Origin of the sequence: Pseudooceanicola batsensis HTCC2597 (assembly GCF_000152725.1) — a bacterium.
GTDB classification, from domain to species: domain Bacteria; phylum Pseudomonadota; class Alphaproteobacteria; order Rhodobacterales; family Rhodobacteraceae; genus Pseudooceanicola; species Pseudooceanicola batsensis.
Window position 1 is genome coordinate 711816 of the sequence record NZ_CH724131.1, and the last position, 19544, is coordinate 731359.

The window sequence follows — 19544 nt, forward strand, 5'->3', positions numbered from 1 at the left end:
AGGCGGAACGATCCTTCGTCGCCTGCCACCGACCGGCCGCGACCCGCCTGCGGATCGGCGGACCCCAGACGCGGCCTCGGCTCAGACGAGGCCCAGGTCACGGGCGCGCATGGCTGCATGGGTCCTGTTGCGGGCCTCCAGCTTGCGCGACAGGGTCTTGACGTGGAGTTTCACCGTCACTTCCTGAACGCCCAGCTCGCGCGCGATCTCCTTGTTGGAATAGCCTGCCGCGATCCCGCGCACGACCTCGACCTCGCGCGGGGTCAGGCTGAACGACATTCGCGCGACAGCCTCGTCGGGAAGGAACGTGCCCCCGGCCACCAGCCTGTCCACCGCGCGGATCAACTCGTCCGGGGCCAGCGTCTTGGGCAGGAAGCCGGAGGCGCCGAATCCCATCGCCTGGCGGGCCACCTCGGGACTGGCCGCCCCCGAGATAAGCGCGACGGGGACATCCGGAAAGGCGCGCCTGATCAGCCGCAACCCGTCGAATGCCTCCATGCCCGGCATGCGGTAATCGAGCAGCACCAGGTCGAACGACTCGGCCCGCAGGGCATCCTGCGCCGCGTTCAGCCCCTCGACGGGATGCACTTCGTGCAGGCCCGTCTGGCGCAGGTAGGCTGCGATCGTCTCGCGCACAAGATCATGATCGTCGGCAAGAAGAACTTTGCCCATCCGCTCGGTCCTCCGGTCTCCGACTCGTATCCTATCCAAAAGCACAGCTGAGATCCTAAAAACTTGCCCGGCGGTGCAATGGTGGGCAAGGAATTGAAATTGTTGTTATGATGCCGCGGGCCGCGGGCCGCGCGCCTGCGTCAATGCGGGGGCAGGATATGAAATTTGCGATTGCGGTCATTCTGAGCATCTGGAGCGCCATGGCGCTGGCCGACGAGGGGCTTCCCCCCGTCCACGGCGATCCGCTCCTGACCGTGACCGTCCCCGACCGTACCATGATGCTGGATGCCGAGGGTATCCGCGCCCTGCCCGCCGATGAATTCACCACCACGACGATCTGGACCGAGGGGCCCCAGACCTTCCGGGGCCTGCGCGTCACGGACCTCCTCGACCGCCTGGGCGTTCGGGAGGGGACGCTGGAACTGACCGCGGCCAATGGGTACAGGATCCTGATCCCGGTCGAAAAATTCCGCCCGGACGGGGCGCTCATCGCCTATGAGAGGAACGGCCGCCCGATGACCCTGCGCGACAAGGGGCCGCTCTGGATGGTCTATCCCTATGACGCCGATCCCGCCTTCCGGAACGAGGTCACTTACGTCAACTCGATTTGGCAACTCGACCGGATCGCGATCCTTCCCTAAGCTTTCCGCGGCGCATCTGACAGGAGGGTGAGACGCTGTTCCCCGAGGCCGCAAGCTCAGACGATTCGGCCGGCGCCCAGCCGAAGGGCGAAACCGTCCAAAGCCGACGCGTCCGCAACTGGTTCAGGGTCTGCGCCCTGGGGCTTCTGGCCGTGCTCTCGATCCTCGTGGCCTACCTGATGATCGACGTGCGCGCCAAGCTGGCCCAACTCGCGGCGTCGCCGCAGGATACCATGCAGTGGAGCCTGGCGCAGTTCGAGGTGGAATACCTCGCCTTCGTCGTGGCGGCCGAGCAGGTCGCGGGCGCGCCCCGGCCCTCCGATGCAAAGGCCGCCCTGCCCGAACTTCGGCGGCGGTACGACATCCTCTACGCCCGCACGCAGACGCTGCGCGACAGCGTGATGTCGCGCCCCGCCATCGCCGGCACCGACATCGGCGAGGAGTTTTCCGCTCTGGCGCCGCAGATCTTCGCCATGGCGGACCAGATCGATGCGGCGGACACGGCCCTGATCGCGGCGGTGCCGGAGCTCACACCCCGCCTCGCCCGGTTGCGCGAGCCCGTGCGCCGCATCCTGACCTTCGGCAACCACACGCTCGCCGTGCAGGCCGACGCGACCCGGCAAGACATCGCCAGCGTGCTGACGCGGCTGGCGGCTGCCGTGGCCGTTCTTCTGGTGACACTGGCCACGATGACCCTTCTCTTCCGGCGCGAGGCCGGGGTCTCGGACCGGCAGATGCGCGAGAATCGGGCAACCTCGGCCCGGCTGGAGACGATATTCTCCACCTCGCGGGATGCCATCGTCGTCTTCGATCCGCAGGGCCGCATCCTGAGCATGAACCGGGCCGGCCAGCAGATGTTCGGCACGGGGGGCGACGCGCGTCAGGCGGCGCGGATCGACGACCTGCTGACCTCGGATACCGATGGCGTCGCGAAACCGGTTTCCGGTCGCGAACTGTTCGGAACCGCCGCCGCCGGCCTCAAGACGGGACTGCGTCTCAAGGGGCTGCGCAGCGATGGCCGCGCCTTTCCGGTCGAGATTTCCGTCGACACGGCCGCCCGGCCCGGGTCCGACATCTGCGTGGGTGTGATCCGCGACGTATCGCGCCAGGCCGCGGCCGAGGACGAGCTCAAGCAATCGCGGGACACGGCGCTCGCGGGCGAAAAGGCCAAGGCGCGTTTCCTGGGCGTGGTCAGCCACGAGATGCGTACGCCGCTCAACGGGATCCTCGGGACGGTCCAGCTTGTCGAAGACGAGATCGAGCGCAGCCCCGAGGACAGCAGCACCGTCCGCGACACCTATCTCCCGGTGCTCCGGAACGCCTCGCAGTCGCTACTGTCGCTGGTGGACGAGGTTCTCGATCTGACGCAGATCGAGGGGGGCGTGCGCCTCGCGGCCCGCCCCTTCGATCCCGGCGCTCTCGCCCGCGACCTCGTCCTGGCCGAGTCGGCCCGCGCTGCGGACAATGGCAACGAGATCACGCTGCGCGGCGATCGGGATGTCGGCCCGGTCATCGGCGATCCGGAACGGCTGCGGCAGGTTCTGGGCAACCTGCTGGCAAATGCGGTCAAGTTCACGCGCGACGGCCGGATCAGCCTCGAGATGCATCGTGCCGGGGCGGATATCGTCGAATTCCAGATCAGCGACACCGGGTTCGGAATGTCGCGCGAGGAACTGGACACGGTCTTCGACGACTTCGTGCGGACCGGGGCGGCGGTCGAGAACCAGGTTCAGGGCACCGGGCTTGGCCTCGGCATCGCCCGCACCATCGTCGAGGCCATGGGAGGCGAGATCGGCGTCGAGAGCGAGGCGGGCGAAGGGTCGCTCTTCTGGGTCCGGCTGCCCCTTCCCGCCGCCGCCTTGCCGCCCTGTCCGTCGGAGAGCGCCGCGGGGTTCGAGGCGCCCCGCGGGGCCAGCATTCTCCTGGTCGAGGACAATGCGACCAACCGGTTCATCGCCCGGCGGATGCTTGAAAACGACGGCCATACCGTGGTCGAGGCGGTCGATGGAGAGGACGGGGCGGAGAAGGCCATGCAGGCGGGGTTCGACATGATCCTGATGGATGTCTCTATGCCGGTCATGAACGGAATCTCCGCCGCGCAGCATCTGAGGACCCGCCCCGGACCGAACCGGACCACGCGGATCGTGGCCCTGACCGCACATGTTTCGGAAGGTCTGGATAGCGAACGGACCCAGAGCGTGATGGACGCGGTTCTGCACAAGCCGCTGGACCGCGACCTCCTGCGCCGCGAAATCGCCCTTGCCACCGGCGTGCCGATGCCGGCGGACGGCGCGGCGACTCCGCTGGCTGCGTCCGCCTTCTACGGGATGGACGCGGACACGGCCCTGCGCCTCTCGCAGGCTTTCGTTGCCGAAACCGACAAGACGCTGCCCCGCCTTCTCGACCGCGCACGCGCGGAGGGCCGCCTGCCCGACGCCGCGCTGGCGGAAGAGCTTCATGCACTGGCCGGGGCCGCCGCCAGCCTCGGCATCAGCCGGCTGCACGAGCGCCTGATCCGTGCCGAAGCGGCCGAACGCCACGGCGACACGGCAGAGACGATCCGACTGACCTCGGACCTGAGCGCCGACTGGCCCCGGCAGCGGGCCCTGCTGCTGTCTGCCGGACGCAGCGGCACGGATCGTGCGACCTCGCCACAGGAGGCGTGACCCGGCCGCAGAACACGCCCCCGGCCGGCGAGGCCGCTTCGATCAGCGATATCGCGAGGGCGGTGCGCCGCGGATCGCCACGGCGCCGCACTGGGCAGAGGGTTCGGCCGACCGGTCGCAGTCAGGCCGCCGCCGGATCAGGCGAAAAGTTCGTGCGCCAGGTCCAGCGCCTCGATCAGCACGTCCACCTCGGCCCGCGTGTTGTACATGCCGAACGAGGCGCGGCAGGTCGCCGACAGTCCGAGGTGTTCCATCAGGGGGCCGGTGCAATGCTGGCCGGCCCGCACCGCCACGCCCTTCTTGTCGAGGATGGTCGAGATGTCATGCGCATGGGCCGGACCCTCCAGTGTGAACGAGAAGATCGCGCCCTTGCCCGGCGCGGTCCCCTGCAGCCGCAGCCAGTTCAGCCCGTCGAACCTCTCCGTCGCGTAGGCGGCGAGATCGGCCTCGTGAGCGGCGATGTTCTTCATGCCGACGCCCTCGAGATAATCCAGCGCCGCGCCCATGCCGATGGTCTGCACGATGCCCGGCGTCCCCGCCTCGAACTTCATCGGCGGTTCCGCCCAGGTCACGTTGTCCCGGGTCACTTCGCGGATCATGTCGCCGCCGCCTATGAAGGGCCGCATCTCGGCCTGCCGCTCGGCACGGGCGAAAAGCGCGCCCGATCCTGACGGACCATAGAGCTTGTGGCCGGTGATGGCGTAGAAGTCGCAGCCGATCTGCCGGACATCGACCGGACGGTGGACCGCCGCCTGCGATCCGTCGATGACGGTGACGATCCCCTTGTCGCGCGCGGCCTCGCAGATGGCGCGGACGTCGACGACGGTTCCCAGGACGTTCGACAGATGGGTGACGCAGACCATGCGGGTCTTCGGTCCCATGGCGTCGATCACCTTCTGCGGGTCGAGGGACCCGTCGGGCTCGATCTCCACCCATTTCAGCACCACGCCCTGGCGTTCCCGCAGGAAATGCCACGGCACGATGTTGGCGTGATGCTCCATCACGGTGAGGATGATCTCGTCCCCCGCCTCGAGCCGGGGGGCGGCCCAGCCGTAGGAGATCAGGTTCAAGGCTTCGGTGGTGCCGGTCGAGAAGATGATCTCGTCCTCGGAGCCGGCATTGAGGAAACGCGCGACCTTGCCCCGGACGGATTCGTATTTTTCGGTGGCGAGGTTGGACAGGAAATGCAGCCCGCGGTGAACGTTGGCATATTCCTCGGCATAGGCGCGGGTCACCGTGTCGATGACCGCCTGCGGCTTCTGGGCCGAGGCGCCGTTGTCCAGGTAGACCAGCGGCTTGCCATTCACCTCGCGGGACAGAATGGGAAAGTCGGACCGGATCGCATCGACATCGTACATCACAATTCTCCCGGAGGTGGACCGAGCCCGAGGGCGGCGGACAGGACCGACATGATCAGGATCGTGGCGATGAAGGTCATCACCAGCGTCCCCAGCCCCTTGAGCGTTTCGAACCCGTGGCCGGCGGCGATGAAGACGATGAGGATCCAGAGGCCCCATATGCCGACGACCATGGCCACCAGCCAGCCGATCGCCGGGCTGATCAGGGAAATGAACGAGATCGCGACCTGCGCCAGCAGCCGAAGCCCCTGGAGCCAGACCGTGATCTTGAGCATGTCGGCCATGTCCCCGGCCCCGCCGAGCATCCGGCCGGATATGCGCAGCAGATACGCCATGGCCGCAAGGATCGACAGGACGATCACCGCGATCAGCAGGGGCGACTCGGCCATGGTCTGCGGCACCAGTCCCGCCTCGGCCGCGCCGGGCAGCAGCAGGCCGTAATACAGGCTGTTGAGCACGCCGATCAGCGCCAGAGCGGTCCACAGCACGCCCGTGGGCAGCCGGAAGCCGACGATCTTGCGGGCCGCCTCGCCCGGCGAGACGACCGTCTCGATGACCAGTGATCTGACCTCTTCCGCCGTCATGACCGGCCCCTTTCTGCCGCTACGAGCCCGGCCAACCAGAACCACAGAAACACGCCGAGTGCCAGCAGTCCCGTCAGCGCGCTCTGCGGACCCGTGCCGGCGAAGCCCTGCATCAGCCCGTTCAGCAGAAAGACGGGCCCGGCGGCGAGCAGAGCCCAGAACAGGGCCATCCGCGCGGAATGATGGTCCGCCCGGCCGCCGATCAGCCGGGCGACGAGGTGGCTGATCCCCGCCAGGGCGTAGAGGATGAGCGGCAGGATGAAGACCAGCGCCAGCAGGGCGCCGCCCATCAGCATGTTCAGCTCGGTGCCGCTCTCGTGGGATTCGCGCGCCAGTCGCGGCCATTGCGCCACGAACAGCAGGCCGCAGCCCGCCATCAGGATCGCGAGGGCGCGGTCCTCTCTCTGCCCGCCAGAGAGCCGGCGGCGCAGAACGCTCCCCGGCCCCCGATAGGTCCTGACGATGTCGCCCATCACCGACATCAGGCGCGGCGGCGCTCCAGCCAGGCTTCGAGCCGGGTCAGGATTTCCCCGGCCAGAGCCTCGTCCTCGATCTCCTGCACCGCCTCGGCGAGGAAGGCGAGCGTCAGCAGGTCCGTGGCCCGATCCTCGGGCACACCGCGCGAGCGGAGGTAGAACAGCGCCTCCTCGTCGATCGCGCCCGATGTCGACCCGTGCGAACATGCCACGTCGTCGGCATAGATCTCGAGCTCGGGCTTGGCGAGGAACTGGCTGTCGCCATCCAGCAGAAGCGACTGGCTGATCTGATAGCCGTCCGTCTTCTGCGCGCCTTCCCTGACCAGGATCTTGCCCTGGAACACGCCCGTCGCGCCGTTGCGCAGCACCTTCTTGAAGACCTGCCGGCTTTCGCAGTTCACCGCGTCGTGCGTGACGAAGACCGTGTCGTCGTGGTGGAAATCGCCATCGCCGACACAGGCGCCCGCGACATGGGCCACGGCATCGTCGCCGGTCAGGTCGATCACGCAGTCGTTCCGCGTCAGCCGGCCGTTCGCGGTCAGGGTGAAGCTCTTGAAGACGCTCTCCTGTCCGAGCCGCGCGAAGATATGGGTGGCGGCCTGCCGCTCGTGATCCCGCCCCTGCGCACGGACATGGTGGAAGGCCGCGCCGTCGGCGATGTCGACCTCCATCACCTTGTTGAACCGTGCGGCCGCGGGACCGTTCTCGAGCAGCGTGAAATCGGCGCCCGGGTCCAGCTTGATCACGTGGTGCAGCATGGCGTCCGCCGTGCCGTCCCGCCGCTCGTAGGCGATCGAGACGGGCCTGTCCGCCTTGCCGGTGACGTGGATCAGCACGCCGTCATCCGCGAAGGCGGTGTTCAGCGCCGCCAGTGGCCGGGAGACGGGCGCCTGCCCGTTGGCCTCCAGCGTGCCGTAAAGCGACTTTGCCCAGTGGATATCGGCCTCGGCCGCCTTCGCCAGCCTCTCGATGCGGACGCCGGCCAGATCCGGCGCGTCCGAGGCGTCGGCGTCGAAGACACCGTCCACGAACACCAGCCGCACCCGGTCGATCTTCTGGAAGATGGGCGTCTCCTCGGCGGCAAAGAGCGCGGCTTCGCTCGGCTCGGGCGCGGTCAGCGCCTCGGGGCGGGTGAACTTCCAGTACTCGTCCCGCGCATGCGGCAGGCCCGACTGGACGACGCGGTCGAGCGCCGAAGCGCGCGCCGCCGCAGTCCATCCGGTGTCGCTGATCGGGCCGAGCGCCTCGAGCCGCGCCGCGGTCGCATCCTGTTTCTGCTGTGCGTGCGTCTGTCTTGCGATGGCCATCACGCGCTCTCCGCCATGAGATCGGCATAACCGTTCTTCTCGACCTCGAGCGCCAGTTCGGGGCCGCCCGTCTTGACGATCCGGCCGCCGGCCATGATGTGCACCACGTCCGGCCGGATGTGATCCAGAAGCCGCTGATAGTGCGTGATGACCAGAAAGCCGCGGCCGGCGTCGCGCAGCGCGTTCACCCCGTCCGAGACCAGCTTCATCGCGTCCACGTCCAGACCGGAATCGGTTTCGTCCAGAATGCACATGCGCGGCTGCAGGACGGCCATCTGGAGGATCTCGTTGCGCTTCTTCTCGCCGCCCGAGAAGCCGACGTTCACCGGACGTTTCAGCATGTCGGCGTCGATCTTGAGCGTCTTGGCCTTCTCGCGGATGAACTTGAGGAAGTCGGCCGCCGACATCTCGTCTTCGCCCCGCGCCTTGCGCTGCGCGTTCAGCGCGGTGCGCAGGAAGGTCATGTTGCCGACGCCCGGGATCTCGACCGGGTACTGGAACGCGAGGAACAGGCCCGCGGCCGCGCGTTCCTCGGGGTCCATGTCCAGCAGGTCCAGCCCCTCGAGCTCGGCGCTGCCGTCGGTGACTTCATAGCCCTCGCGGCCCGACAGCACATAGGAGAGCGTCGACTTGCCCGAGCCGTTGGGCCCCATGATGGCATGCACCTTGCCGGCCTCGACGGTCAGGTCGACGCCCTTGAGGATCTGCTTGTCCTCGTCTTCCAGTTTCACGTGCAGGTTCTTGATCGTAAGCATCGTCAGTCCTTTCTCGGCCCCTCAGAGCGGGGCGCATGTCAGTTCGATCACCCGGAGCAGCCGGTCGCTGGGGACAGGCGTCGGGGAAATGTCGAAAACGGCCATCCGGCCGATGATCTCGGGCGTGCCGAGAAACTCTTCCACCGCGTGGTAGGCCCCGCGCGGCACGTAATCGTCGAACAGCAGCGTCAGCGGTTGCCGTGTCCGGAAGGCGCAGGCCAGGGCGCATCCCGCGCGGAACCGCCCGTCCACCAGCACCACGTCCGGAGCGATGTCCCGGTCCCAGACGGCAAGCGGATAGGCCGGAAAGAGCGCCCAGGCCGACGCGTCGGCCGGGTGGCCCCAGTCCCGGGTCGGGCCGATATCCGCATGGATCAGCTCGACCGGGCTCCGGCCGGGGTTCAGGGCGAACCAGGCCCGCATCATCCGGGCCCAGTCGGCATCGCTCTCGACGCTCACCACCTGCTTGCCCGGCAGTTCAGAAGCCAGAACGGTCGATCCGCCCGAGCCGTATTCCAGGATGGCCCGCGCCTCGCCATAGGCGGTGCGCAGCGCCGCGGCTTCCGCCTCGGGCATGGTCAGCTCGGGGCGCGCGACGCCTCGGGAGAGTGCCTGTGCCGACATCTACTCGATGACCACCGCCGTTCCGGAGACCGACACCATCAGCATGCTGTCGCCCACCACCTCGTAGTCGAGATCGACACCCACCACCGCGTTGCCCCCGGCCGCGCGCGCCCGCTCCTCGAGTTCGGCGAAGGCCGTCCGCCGCGCGTCGAGAAGCTTGGCCTCGTAGGCCCCGGACCGGCCCCCGACGATGTCGGTGATCCCGGCAAAGAAATCGCGGACGACATTCGCCCCCATGATCGCCTCGCCCACCACGATCCCGCGGTAGCTGGTGATGCGCTTGCCTTCGATGTTGTTGGTCGTCGTGATTATCATCGGCACGCCCCTTGTCTGTCAGATCGGCATCGCGACGGCGCGGTCAGCCCACGGACCCTTCCAGAGAAATCGCCACCAGCTGCTGCGCTTCCATGGCGAACTCCATCGGCAGCGCCTGCAACACGTCGCGGCAGAACCCGTTGACGACCAGCGCCACGGCTTCTTCCTCGTCCATTCCGCGCTGGCGGCAATAGAACAGCTGATCGTCATCCACCTTGGATGTCGTCGCCTCGTGCTCGACCCGGGACGAGTTGTTCTTGACCTCGATGTACGGCACCGTATGCGCGCCGCACTTGTCGCCGATCAGCAGGCTGTCGCACTGCGTGTAGTTGCGCGAATTCTTCGCCTTGGGGTGCATTGACACAAGCCCGCGATAGGTGTTCTGCGCCTGCCCCGCGCTGATCCCCTTGGAGACGATCCGGCTCTTCGTGTTCTTGCCCAGGTGGACCATCTTGGTGCCCGTGTCGGCCTGCTGCCAGTTGTTGGTGATGGCGATCGAGTAGAACTCGCCCTGGCTGTCATTGCCGCGCAGGATGCAGGAGGGGTATTTCCACGTCACCGCCGACCCGGTCTCGACCTGCGTCCACATCACCTTCGACCGGTCGCCCCGGCAGTCGGCGCGCTTGGTCACGAAGTTGTAGATGCCGCCCTTGCCGTTCTCGTCGCCCGGGTACCAGTTCTGGACGGTGGAATACTTCACCTCGGCATCTTCCTCGGCGATGATCTCCACCACCGCGGCATGCAGTTGCGACGTGTCGCGCTGCGGCGCCGTGCAGCCTTCGAGGTACGAGACATAGCTGCCCTTGTCGGCGATGATCAGCGTGCGTTCGAACTGTCCGGTATTCTCGGCATTGATCCGGAAATAGGTCGACAGCTCCATCGGGCAGCGCACCCCCGGCGGCACGTAGACGAAGGAGCCGTCCGAGAAAACCGCCGAGTTCAGCGTGGCATAGAAGTTGTCCGAGACCGGCACGACCGATCCGAGGTATTTCTTCACCAGTTCGGGATGCTCGCGGATCGCCTCGGAGATCGAGCAGAAGATGACCCCGGCCTTCTTCAGCTCCGCCTGGAAGGTCGTCCCGACCGAGACGCTGTCGAACACCGCGTCCACCGCCACCTTGCGGCCCGTGTCCCGGCCCTGCGCCGGGACCTCCTCGGCCCCCTCGACACCGGCCAGGATCATCTGTTCCCTGAGCGGGATCCCCAGTTTCTCGTAGGTGGCGAGCAGCTTCGGATCCACCTCGTCCAGCGACTTCGGCTTCACTTCCATGCTCTTGGGTCGGGCATAGTAGTACTGCTTCTGAAAGTCGATCTCCGGGTAGTCGACCATCGCCCAGTCCGGCTCTTCCTTGCCCTTCCAGCGTTCGAACGCCTGCAGACGCCACTCCAGCATCCAATCCGGTTCGCCATTCTTCTCGCTGATCAGCCGGACGATGTCCTCGTTCAGTCCCATCGGCGCGTAGTCGGTCTCGATCTCGGTTTCCCAGCCGTACTTGTAGGTGCCGACCGCCCTGACCGCGTCCACGGTCTCCTGATCGACGCCTTCCTTGACCTGGGTGTCATCCACGGTGCTCATCTCGATGTCCTTCCTCACGCGGCGCGCGCGCGATGCTTCTCTCTCTGCGCCAGCCATGCCTCGGCAAAGCGCGTGATTTCCTCTTCGGTCGTGCCGGGGCCGAGCGACACGCGGATCGCGCTCCCGGCGGCGGCCTCGTCGTATCCCATGGCCCGCAGCACCCGGCTCTCGCGGACCTTGCCGCTGGAACAGGCCGAGCCCGCGGAAACCGCGAACCCCTTCAGGTCCATCTGCATGACCTGCGTCTCGCCCTTCCAGCCGGGGCTGATCAGGCAGGTCGTGTTGGGCAGGCGCGCGGCCCCTTCGCCCGCGATCTCCACCTCCGGCGCCGCCTGGCGGAGACGCTGCTCCAGCCCGTCGCGAAGGTCCGCGATCCGCGCCCAGGCGCCGCTCCCGAGCTCCCGCTCGGCCGCCTCGGCCGCCGCCCCGAAACCGGCGATGCCGATCACGTTCTCGGTGCCGGCGCGGCGTCCCATTTCCTGGCCGCCGCCGGTCAGCAGGGCCGCCAGCTCGGTGCCGCGCCGCATCACCAGCGCCCCGACGCCCTTCGGGCCTCCGATCTTGTGAGCCGATATAAGCGCCATGTCGCAGCCGATCCAGTTGAACGCCACGGGAATCTTGCCGAACGCCTGCGTCGCGTCGCAGACCGCGAGACCCGCCGGCAGGTCCTGGACGACCCCGGTTTCGGAATTGGCCAGCTGGAGCGCGCTCCGCGCTGGCTCCGCCGGGCGCGCCCGGCCGGCCCGATCGACCGGCAGATCCCCGCTCACGTGGCTCGCCACCGCGTCATGTTCCACCGCCGCGCCCAGCAGGTCGCGGCCGGCCAGCGCCAGCGCCGCCGCCTCGGTGGCGCCCGAGGTAAAGACGATGTCCGCCCCCTCCGCGCCGAAGGCCGCGGCCACCTGCGCCCGTGCGCGTTCGATCAGCGCCTTGGCCGCGCGCCCCTCGGCATGCACGCTCGAGGGATTGCCCGCCACGTCCATCGCCGCGGTCATCGCCGCCCGCGCCTCCGCCCGCAGCGGCATCGTCGCGTTGTGATCCAGATAGACCCGGCTCATGCCGCGCCCCCGCTTCTTTGGTCCTGCAAGTATCCCCGGGGTGAATTGGCCCGGCACGGGCCAAGAGGGGACAGCGTCCCCTGCCCCCGCAGCCCGCCCCCATGTCGCGAGAGCCGGCTCATGTGCGCACCGCCCCGGCCGCCCCGTCCACCTCGTCGGCCTCGTCCACCACGGCGAAGAGGTTCGGAACCGCGGGACAGGGCGCCAGCCCGTTGCCCACCACGTCCGAAAGCCGGGTCTGGTGCAGGAAGACGTAGACCTGCGCGCTCAGCCCCTCCCAGAGGCGGTTGGTCACCGATTGCGCGCGGGTTCCGGACAGCCCGCCAGTGGCCCCGGCGCCCTTGTGCAGCGCGTCGATTGTCTCGTCCACGGCGGCCAGCACCTCGATCACCCGGATTTCGGCCGCCGGCCGCGCCAGCCGGTAGCCGCCGCCCGGACCCCGGACCGAGGTCACCACCTCGGCCCGCCGCAGCTTGACGAAGAGCTGCTCGAGATAGGGCAGCGAGATGTTCTGCCGCTTCGCCACGTCCGAGAGCGTGACGAGCCCGCCCTCGGGCTGAAGGGCGATATCCGCAAGTGCCACCATCGCGTACCGGCCCTTGGTGCTCAGTTTCATGGCTTCGTGCCCCTGACGAGTCTTGAATTCGTTGACGCCGCCGGAACAAGAGCTTATCTCGCATGAACCCGTCGGCCGCGGCCCGGGGCCGCTGCTTTAGAATCTTTCTAAGGTGCTTGACCAAAGTCGTCAAGAAATCAGGCGCCAAACAGGAGACGTATATGCCCGAGGTGATTTTTCCCGGCCCCGAAGGCCGCCTCGAAGGTCGTTACCACCCCCAGAAAGAACGCGACGCGCCGATCGCCATCATCCTGCACCCGCATCCGCAGTTCGGCGGCACGATGAACAACAAGGTGGTCTACAACCTGCATTACGCCTTCCACCGCATGGGGTTCACCGTGCTGCGCTTCAACTTCCGTGGCGTCGGCCGGTCCCAGGGCGAATACGACCAGGGCGTGGGCGAACTGTCGGATGCGGCCTCCGCCCTCGATTACCTGCAGTCGATGAACAACAATTCCAAGCACTGTTGGGTCGCGGGCTTTTCCTTCGGCGCCTGGATCGGCATGCAGCTGCTGATGCGCCGCCCCGAGATCACCGGCTTCATCTCGGTCTCGCCGCCCGCCAACATGTACGATTTCTCCTTCCTGGCACCCTGCCCCTCGTCGGGCCTGATCATCAACGGCTCGGCCGACCGCGTCGCGCCCCCCGCCGATACCGAGGCTCTGGTGGGCAAGCTGCAGGAACAGAAGGGCATCACCGTGACCCATGAACAGGTCGACGGCGCCGGGCACTTTTTCGAGGATCCGTTCATGGAGCCGATGATCGGTTCCGTCTCGGACTACGTGAAGCGGCGGCTGACCGAAACGACGCGCTGATGTCGGCTTCGCTGGAACGCATCGCCGCCAAGCTCGCCGAGGAATGCATCCGCGTCATGGACGAAACCGGCGACGAGCAGTTCTTCATGAGGGTGGCGGAATCCATCGGCACCTCGTCCCAGACCCTGGAAGAAGCCTTCCTGACCGAAATCCGCATCCGCCTTGCCGCGCGCAAGGCGATGCGGATGATCAAGTCGGCTGGCAAGCCTTCAGGCAAGTCCTCGGGCTGACCGCCCGCCTCAGCCCTTTTCCGCCACGGCCATCCTGGCCAGATCCTGCGCGATGGCGAAGGCGCCCTTGATCTTGTCGGCATCGCTTTTCCAGTCCCGCCGCACGACGATCTTGTTGTCCTTCACCTTGGCCAGTCCCTTCTGGTCCTTGATGAATTCCACCAGTCCCTGCGGATTGGCGAACCGGTCGTTGTGGAACTGGATCGTCGCCCCCTTGGGGCCGCCGTCCAGTTTGGCGATGCCGGCACGCTTGCACATCGCCTTGATCCGGACGACCAGCAGCAACGTGTTGACCTCTTTCGGGAGCTTGCCGAACCGGTCGATCAGTTCGGCGGCGAACCCCTCGAGCTCGACCTTGGTCGAGAGCGACGACAGGCGGCGGTACAGCCCGAGCCGCAGATCGAGATCCGGCACGTAGTCCTCGGGAATCAGCACCGGCACGCCGAGGTTGATCTGCGGCGCCCATTGGTCGTCGGCCTCGGTCAGCCCCTCCAGCTCGCCCGCCTTGATCTTGCCGATCGCCTCTTCCAGCATCGTCTGGTACAACTCGTAGCCGACGTCGCGCATGTTGCCAGACTGCTCCTCGCCCAGCAGGTTGCCCGCCCCCCGGATGTCGAGATCCTGCGAGGCCAGGGTAAACCCCGCGCCCAGCGTATCGAGCGAGCCCAGCACCTTCAGACGTTTCTCGGCCGCCGGCGTCAGCCGCACCCGCGGCTTCGTCGTGAGATAGGCATAGGCCCGTGTCTTGGCCCGTCCCACCCGTCCGCGGATCTGGTAGAGCTGCGCCAGGCCGAACATGTCGGCGCGGTGGACGATTATCGTGTTCGCGCGCGGGATATCCAGCCCCGATTCGACGATGGTCGTCGCCAGCAGAACGTCGAACTTGCCGTCGTAGAAGGCGTTCATGCGCTGGTCGAGTTCCCCGGCCGCCATCTGCCCGTGAGCCACGACATAGCTGACCTCGGGCACTTCGGCCTTCAGGAATTCCTCGACCTCGGCAAGGTCGCTGATCCGGGGGACGACGTAGAAGCTCTGGCCGCCGCGATAGCGTTCCCGCAACAGCGCCTCGCGGATCGTCACCGCATCGAATTCGCTGACATAGGTGCGGATCGCCAGACGGTCGATCGGGGGGGTGCCGATGATCGACAGGTCGCGCACGCCGGACAGCGACAGTTGCAGCGTCCGCGGGATCGGCGTGGCCGTCAGCGTCAGGACGTGCACGTCGGACTTGAGCTGTTTCAGCCGCTCCTTGTGGCCCACGCCGAACCTCTGTTCCTCGTCCACGATGAGCAGGCCGAGATTGTGGAACCGGATGCTCTTGGCAAGCAGGGCATGGGTGCCCACGACGATATCGACCGTTCCCTTGGCCAGCCCCTCGCGGGTGCGGTCCGCCTCCTTCTGCGACACGAACCGCGAAAGCGGGCTCACCTGGAGCGGAAAGCCCCGGAACCGTTCGGCGAAGCCTTGGTAATGCTGCCGGGCCAGCAATGTCGTGGGAGCGATCACCGCCACCTGAACGCCGGACATGGCCGCCACGAAGGCGGCCCGCAGCGCCACCTCGGTCTTGCCGAACCCGACATCGCCGCAGATCAGCCGGTCCATCGGGTGTCCCGACAGCATGTCGGTCATCACGTCCTCGATGGCGGCAAGCTGGTCGTCGGTTTCCTGATACGGGAACCGCGCCTGGAACGCGTCCCAAGCCCCCTCGGGCGGCTCGAGGATAGGCGCGCGCCGCAGGGCGCGTTCGGCCGCGATCCGGATCAGGCGGTCCGCCATCTCGCGGATGCGTTCCTTGAGCCGGGCCTTCTTGGCCTGCCACGCGCCCCCGCCCAGCCGGTCGAGCAGACCCTCTTCGTGCCCGTATTTCGACAGCAGTTCGATATTCTCGACCGGCAGGTAGAGCCGCGCCTCCTCGGCATATTCCAGCACGAGGCATTCATGCGCGGCGCCCGCGGCGGTGATGACCTCCATGCCGAGATAGCGGCCGATGCCGTGATCGACATGCACCACCAGATCGCCCGGGCTGAGGCTCTGCGCCTCGGTCAGGAAATTCTCGGCGCGGCGTTTCTTTCGGGCGCCGCGGATCAGCCGGTCGCCCAGCACGTCCTGTTCCGAGATCACGGTCAGCCGGCGATCCCGCCAGGGCCCCTCGAACCCCGATTCCAGCGCCCAGACCGCCAGATGCAGACCCGTCTTGCCGACGCCGCCCGCGTCGCGGACATGCACCGCGCCCTTCAGCCCCTCGTCCTCGATCAGACCGTCCAGCCGTTCCCGCGCCCCCTCGGAATAAGAGGCTATGACCACCGGCCCCTCGGCCAGCCTGGCCCGCACATGGGTCGCCAGGGTGCCGAAAAGGCTGACGTTCTCCAGCTGCCGCTCGGGCGAAAAGTTGCGCCCGACCCGGCCGCCGCCGTCCACGACGCCCGGCCCCGAGGCGCGCGGCAGAGGCGACATCTGGACAACGCGCTGAACGGCCAGCGCAGCGTCCCAGCCTTCCTCGTCCAGGTACATCAGGGCGGGCGGAACGGGCTTGTAGACCGAATCCATCCGGTCCCGCTTTTGCAGCGCGATACGTCGCGTCTCGTACTGGTCCTGAACCGCCTCCCACCTCGCGATGCGGGCGGCGGTCACCTGCTCATCCAGCATGACCGAGGCATCGGGAAGGTAGTCGAACAGCGTCTCGAGTCTCTCGTGGAAGAACGGCAGCCAGTGTTCGATTCCCTGCTGCTTGCGGCCCGCGCTGACCGCCTCGTAAAGCGGATCGTCCGTGCCGGCCGCACCGAACTCGATCCGGTAGTTCTGCCGGAACCGGGTGATCGCGGCCTCGTCCAGGATCACCTCCGAGACGGGGGCCAGTTCGATCGTGTCGAGCTTTTCGGTCGTTCTCTGGGTCGCCGCGTCGAACCGCCGCGCCCCGTCCAGCACGTCACCGAAGAGATCCAGCCGCACCGGCCCGATCTCGCCCGGCGGATAGATGTCGACGATCCCGCCGCGGATCGCGTAGTCCCCCGGCTCGGTCACCGAGTGGCTCTGCGAAAAGCCCATGCGGACGAGGAATGTCCGTAGCGCGGCCTCGTCGATGCGGTGGCCGACCCGCGCGATGAAGGCCGCGTCCCGCAACACGTCGCGCGCGGGCAGTCGCTGGGTCGCGGCATTGACGGTTGTCAGCAGCACGAAACGCGAAGGCATCCCGTGGACCAGCGCCGCCAGCGTCGCCATCCGCGAGGCCGAAATATCCGCATTGGGCGATACCCGGTCATAGGGCAGGCAGTCCCAGGCGGGAAACTGCAGGACCGGCATCGCCGGGTCGAAGAACCGCAGCGCATCGGCCATCGCGGCCATCCGCTTGTCGTCCAGGGCGATATGAACGACCGGACCGTCGCATTTCGCGGCCTCGCTCAGGACAAGCGCCGCATCGAACCCTTCGGGTGCCCCCCCGAGGGTGACCCTATCCGCAGGTCCCGCCATCTCAGCCTCCCAGAACGCCGATCGAGAAATTCTGGAACATGCCCCAGATCGTCGTGATGAATATCGACACCATGCCGATGACCTGCACCGTCATCCGGTGAATGTGAAGCCTGCGGTAGAGATCATCGCCCTCGGGTTCGTCCCTGCGGATGATCCGGGCCGAGCGGAGCGACAGCAAACCCACCACCGACATCGGGAAGGACAGCAGGAAAAGCGCCTGCGCGAACTCGACCCCGTAGGCGAAGCCCAGGATCAGCATCGTCGTCAGCGCGAAACAGACCAGCACGGTCAGCACCAGTCCCGACACCTCGGCGACATGCAGGATGCGGTTGACGTAGATCCGCACGAGATCCTCGACATCCTGCGTGAAGTGGCCGCCCCGCCGCCGGGCGCGCGCGACCAGATCCCACGGAACCCCCAGGACCCAGTGACTGGCCGTCGACCAGACCACAGCCAGTGCGATCCAGAACCACAGGTTCGAAAAGCTCCGCATGTCGATGACTTCGAATATCGTGTCCGTCAGGCCCAAACGGCTGCCTCCTGCCAGAGGCCCTGAGCCCCGGCGGCGCCGGACGCTGGGTCCTGCCGGGATCGGCCCACTTGTGGTGTAGGGAATTCCATGCCACCCCTTGACCGCCGGATCAAGACAAGGATGGCCCATGCCCGCTCTCACCGCCCCCTACCCCGCGGCACGCTTCCGCCGCGCCCGGAAATCGCCGGCGATCCGCGCGCTGATGCAGGAAAATGCGGTGACGGTGGGCGACCTGATCTGGCCGGTCTTCCTGACCGAGGGGGACGGCGTGGAAGAGCCCGTGCCCTCGATGCCGGGCGTGGTGCGGTATTCCGTCGACCGCGTGGTCGAGGCGGCGAAGGCGGCGGCCGACCTGGGGATCCCGGCCATCTGCCTCTTTCCCTACACGCCCCTGGACAAGCGCACCCGCGACTGCGCCGAGGCCTGGAACCCCGAGAACCTGACCAACCGCGCCATCCGGGCGATCAAGGCGGCGCGCCCCGAGCTTGCCGTCATGACCGACGTGGCGCTCGACCCCTACAACATCGACGGGCACGACGGCTTTGTGGTGGATGGCGAGGTCCTGAACGACGAGACCGTCGAGGCTCTGGTCCGACAGACGCTGAGCCAAGCCGAGGCCGGCGCCGACATCATCGGCCCCTCGGACATGATGGACGGCCGGATCGGAGCGATGCGCGGGGCGCTCGAGTCGGCGGGGCACCACAACGTGCTGATCCTGAGCTATGCGGCGAAATACGCCTCGGCCTTCTACGGGCCCTTCCGCGATGCCGTCGGCGCGAGCGGCGCCCTGCAGGGGGACAAGAAGACCTATCAGATGAACGCCGGCAATTCGGACGAGGCGCTGCGCCTTGTGACGCGGGACGTCGGCGAAGGCGCCGACTGGGTGATGGTCAAGCCGGGCATGCCCTATCTCGACATCTGTTCCCGCGTGAAACGCGAGTTGCAGGTGCCCACCTTCGCCTATCAGGTCTCCGGCGAATATGCGATGATCCGCGCCGCGGCGCAGAACGGCTGGATCGACGGCGACAAGGCCATGGCCGAAAGCCTGCTGTGTTTCAAACGCGCCGGCTGTGACGGCATCCTGACCTATTTCGCCCCCGACATGGCGCGCCTGCTCGCCTGAGGGGCGGCTCGGCGGTCGCCCGCGCAGCCCACCATGGGTGGTGACAGCCGCCACCTGCCCCACTATACTTGCGCCAAGCCGGGACAACCGGCGGGCCGCAAAGGCCGGATCGAGCAACCGGCGCTCCGGCGCCCAGAAACAGGCGATAGCGATGAAACATCTTACCCGACGAACAGTGGCCCTGGCCGCACTGGCCGGCCTTGCACTGACCGCAGCTTGCGGCAACGGCATCGGCAACTCCAACGGCCCGAAGATCGACGCCCGCGTCGATGCCACGCTGGGGCACCTTTATCAGAAATACCCCGAAAGCCGCGAAGTGGCCGCGAAGTCGGTCGCGACCCTGGTGATGCCGGTCATCACCGAAGCCGGGTTCGGGCTGGGCGGATCCTACGGCCAGGGCGCGCTGCGAATCGATGGCGTCACGGTCGACTACTACTCGGCGACGGCCGCCAATGTCGGACTTCAGATCGGCGCGCAGCAATACGCCCATGTCCTGTTCTTCATGACCCAGGATTCGCTTGAACGGTTCCGTCGCAACGAAGGCTGGGCCGCTGGCGCGGATGTCGAATACGCCTTTTCCAATGACGGTCTGAATGTGCGCACCGACACGAACTCCGGCCTGTCGCCGGTCGTGGCCTATGTCTTCGCACAGGCCGGCGCGCGGTTCGGCGCCACGCTGGAAGGGCTGAAATACACCCGCATCATCCCCTGACGGGCCGGGGCAAGGG

General features: G+C 67.3%; 19 protein-coding genes. 6 read left to right on the forward strand and 13 right to left on the reverse strand.

All coding sequences use genetic code 11. The features are described from left to right. Positions 1-81: 81 nt before the first annotated feature. The gene (locus OB2597_RS07590) at positions 82-672 is read right to left on the reverse strand and encodes a response regulator transcription factor (protein WP_009804956.1); all 591 of its coding nucleotides are present in this window, start codon (positions 670-672) and stop codon (positions 82-84) included. Between the two features lie 158 nt (positions 673-830). Here OB2597_RS07590 and OB2597_RS07595 point away from each other — a divergent pair, with 158 nt between their 5' ends. After that, a complete protein-coding gene (locus OB2597_RS07595) occupies positions 831-1313 on the forward strand; it encodes a molybdopterin-dependent oxidoreductase (protein WP_009804957.1) in 483 nt (160 codons plus the stop codon). A 152-nt stretch (positions 1314-1465) separates the two neighbouring features. Further along, positions 1466-3979: a hybrid sensor histidine kinase/response regulator gene (locus tag OB2597_RS07600; RefSeq protein WP_009804958.1), complete on the forward strand. Its 2514-nt coding sequence runs from the start codon at positions 1466-1468 to the stop codon at positions 3977-3979. A 137-nt stretch (positions 3980-4116) separates the two neighbouring features. Here the strand turns inward: OB2597_RS07600 and OB2597_RS07605 are convergent, their stop codons facing one another. The 10 genes from OB2597_RS07605 to iscR form a co-directional block, all read right to left on the reverse strand. Next, on the reverse strand, positions 4117-5337 hold the full coding sequence (locus tag OB2597_RS07605; protein WP_009804959.1) for a cysteine desulfurase: 1221 nt from the start codon (positions 5335-5337) through the stop codon (positions 4117-4119). Next, positions 5337-5921: a Yip1 family protein gene (locus OB2597_RS07610; protein ID WP_009804960.1), complete on the reverse strand. Its 585-nt coding sequence runs from the start codon at positions 5919-5921 to the stop codon at positions 5337-5339. Before OB2597_RS07610 ends, OB2597_RS07605 begins: the two co-directional genes overlap by 1 nt. Then, complete coding sequence (locus tag OB2597_RS07615) at positions 5918-6403, reverse strand: hypothetical protein (protein ID WP_009804961.1); 486 nt, start codon at positions 6401-6403, stop codon at positions 5918-5920. The genes OB2597_RS07610 and OB2597_RS07615 overlap by 4 nt, the downstream gene beginning before the upstream one ends. Beyond that, positions 6403-7704 carry a SufB/SufD family protein gene (locus OB2597_RS07620; RefSeq protein WP_009804962.1) on the reverse strand — a complete coding sequence of 434 codons (1302 nt, stop codon included), beginning with the start codon at positions 7702-7704 and terminating at the stop codon, positions 6403-6405. The genes OB2597_RS07615 and OB2597_RS07620 overlap by 1 nt, the downstream gene beginning before the upstream one ends. Beyond that, a complete protein-coding gene (gene sufC, locus OB2597_RS07625) occupies positions 7704-8459 on the reverse strand; it encodes a Fe-S cluster assembly ATPase SufC (RefSeq protein WP_009804963.1) in 756 nt (251 codons plus the stop codon). The genes OB2597_RS07620 and sufC overlap by 1 nt, the downstream gene beginning before the upstream one ends. 21 nt (positions 8460-8480) lie before the next feature. After that, complete coding sequence (locus OB2597_RS07630; protein ID WP_009804964.1) at positions 8481-9083, reverse strand: O-methyltransferase; 603 nt, start codon at positions 9081-9083, stop codon at positions 8481-8483. Beyond that, entirely contained in the window at positions 9084-9398 is a 315-nt protein-coding gene (locus OB2597_RS07635) for a heavy metal-binding domain-containing protein (protein WP_040609190.1), read from the reverse strand. It abuts the gene before it with no gap. Between the two features lie 43 nt (positions 9399-9441). Further along, positions 9442-10974, reverse strand: coding sequence for a Fe-S cluster assembly protein SufB (gene sufB, locus OB2597_RS07640; RefSeq protein ID WP_009804966.1), 1533 nt, complete (start codon positions 10972-10974; stop codon positions 9442-9444). 14 nt (positions 10975-10988) lie between these two features. Further along, entirely contained in the window at positions 10989-12032 is a 1044-nt protein-coding gene (locus tag OB2597_RS07645) for a cysteine desulfurase family protein (protein ID WP_009804967.1), read from the reverse strand. A gap of 118 nt (positions 12033-12150) precedes the next feature. Then, positions 12151-12648, reverse strand: coding sequence for a Fe-S cluster assembly transcriptional regulator IscR (gene iscR, locus OB2597_RS07650; protein ID WP_009804968.1), 498 nt, complete (start codon positions 12646-12648; stop codon positions 12151-12153). 161 nt (positions 12649-12809) lie between these two features. On the opposite strand from iscR, the gene OB2597_RS07655 reads away from it, so the two are divergent. Both OB2597_RS07655 and OB2597_RS07660 read left to right on the forward strand, forming a co-directional pair. After that, complete coding sequence (locus tag OB2597_RS07655; protein ID WP_009804969.1) at positions 12810-13463, forward strand: alpha/beta hydrolase; 654 nt, start codon at positions 12810-12812, stop codon at positions 13461-13463. Continuing rightward, positions 13463-13693, forward strand: coding sequence for a hypothetical protein (locus OB2597_RS07660; RefSeq protein WP_009804970.1), 231 nt, complete (start codon positions 13463-13465; stop codon positions 13691-13693). Before OB2597_RS07655 ends, OB2597_RS07660 begins: the two co-directional genes overlap by 1 nt. 9 nt (positions 13694-13702) lie before the next feature. Here the strand turns inward: OB2597_RS07660 and mfd are convergent, their stop codons facing one another. Next, positions 13703-17161, reverse strand: a complete 3459-nt coding sequence (mfd, locus tag OB2597_RS07665) for a transcription-repair coupling factor (RefSeq protein ID WP_009804971.1) — start codon at positions 17159-17161, stop codon at positions 13703-13705. A 1-nt stretch (position 17162) separates the two neighbouring features. After that, positions 17163-17690, reverse strand: a complete 528-nt coding sequence (locus OB2597_RS07670) for a hypothetical protein (protein ID WP_009804972.1) — start codon at positions 17688-17690, stop codon at positions 17163-17165. 130 nt (positions 17691-17820) lie between these two features. Between OB2597_RS07670 and hemB the strand changes: the two genes are divergently transcribed. After that, positions 17821-18816: a porphobilinogen synthase gene (gene hemB, locus OB2597_RS07675; protein ID WP_009804973.1), complete on the forward strand. Its 996-nt coding sequence runs from the start codon at positions 17821-17823 to the stop codon at positions 18814-18816. Positions 18817-18967: 151 nt separating this feature from the next. Continuing rightward, entirely contained in the window at positions 18968-19528 is a 561-nt protein-coding gene (locus OB2597_RS07680) for a lipid-binding SYLF domain-containing protein (RefSeq protein ID WP_040609191.1), read from the forward strand. Positions 19529-19544: the final 16 nt, after the last annotated feature.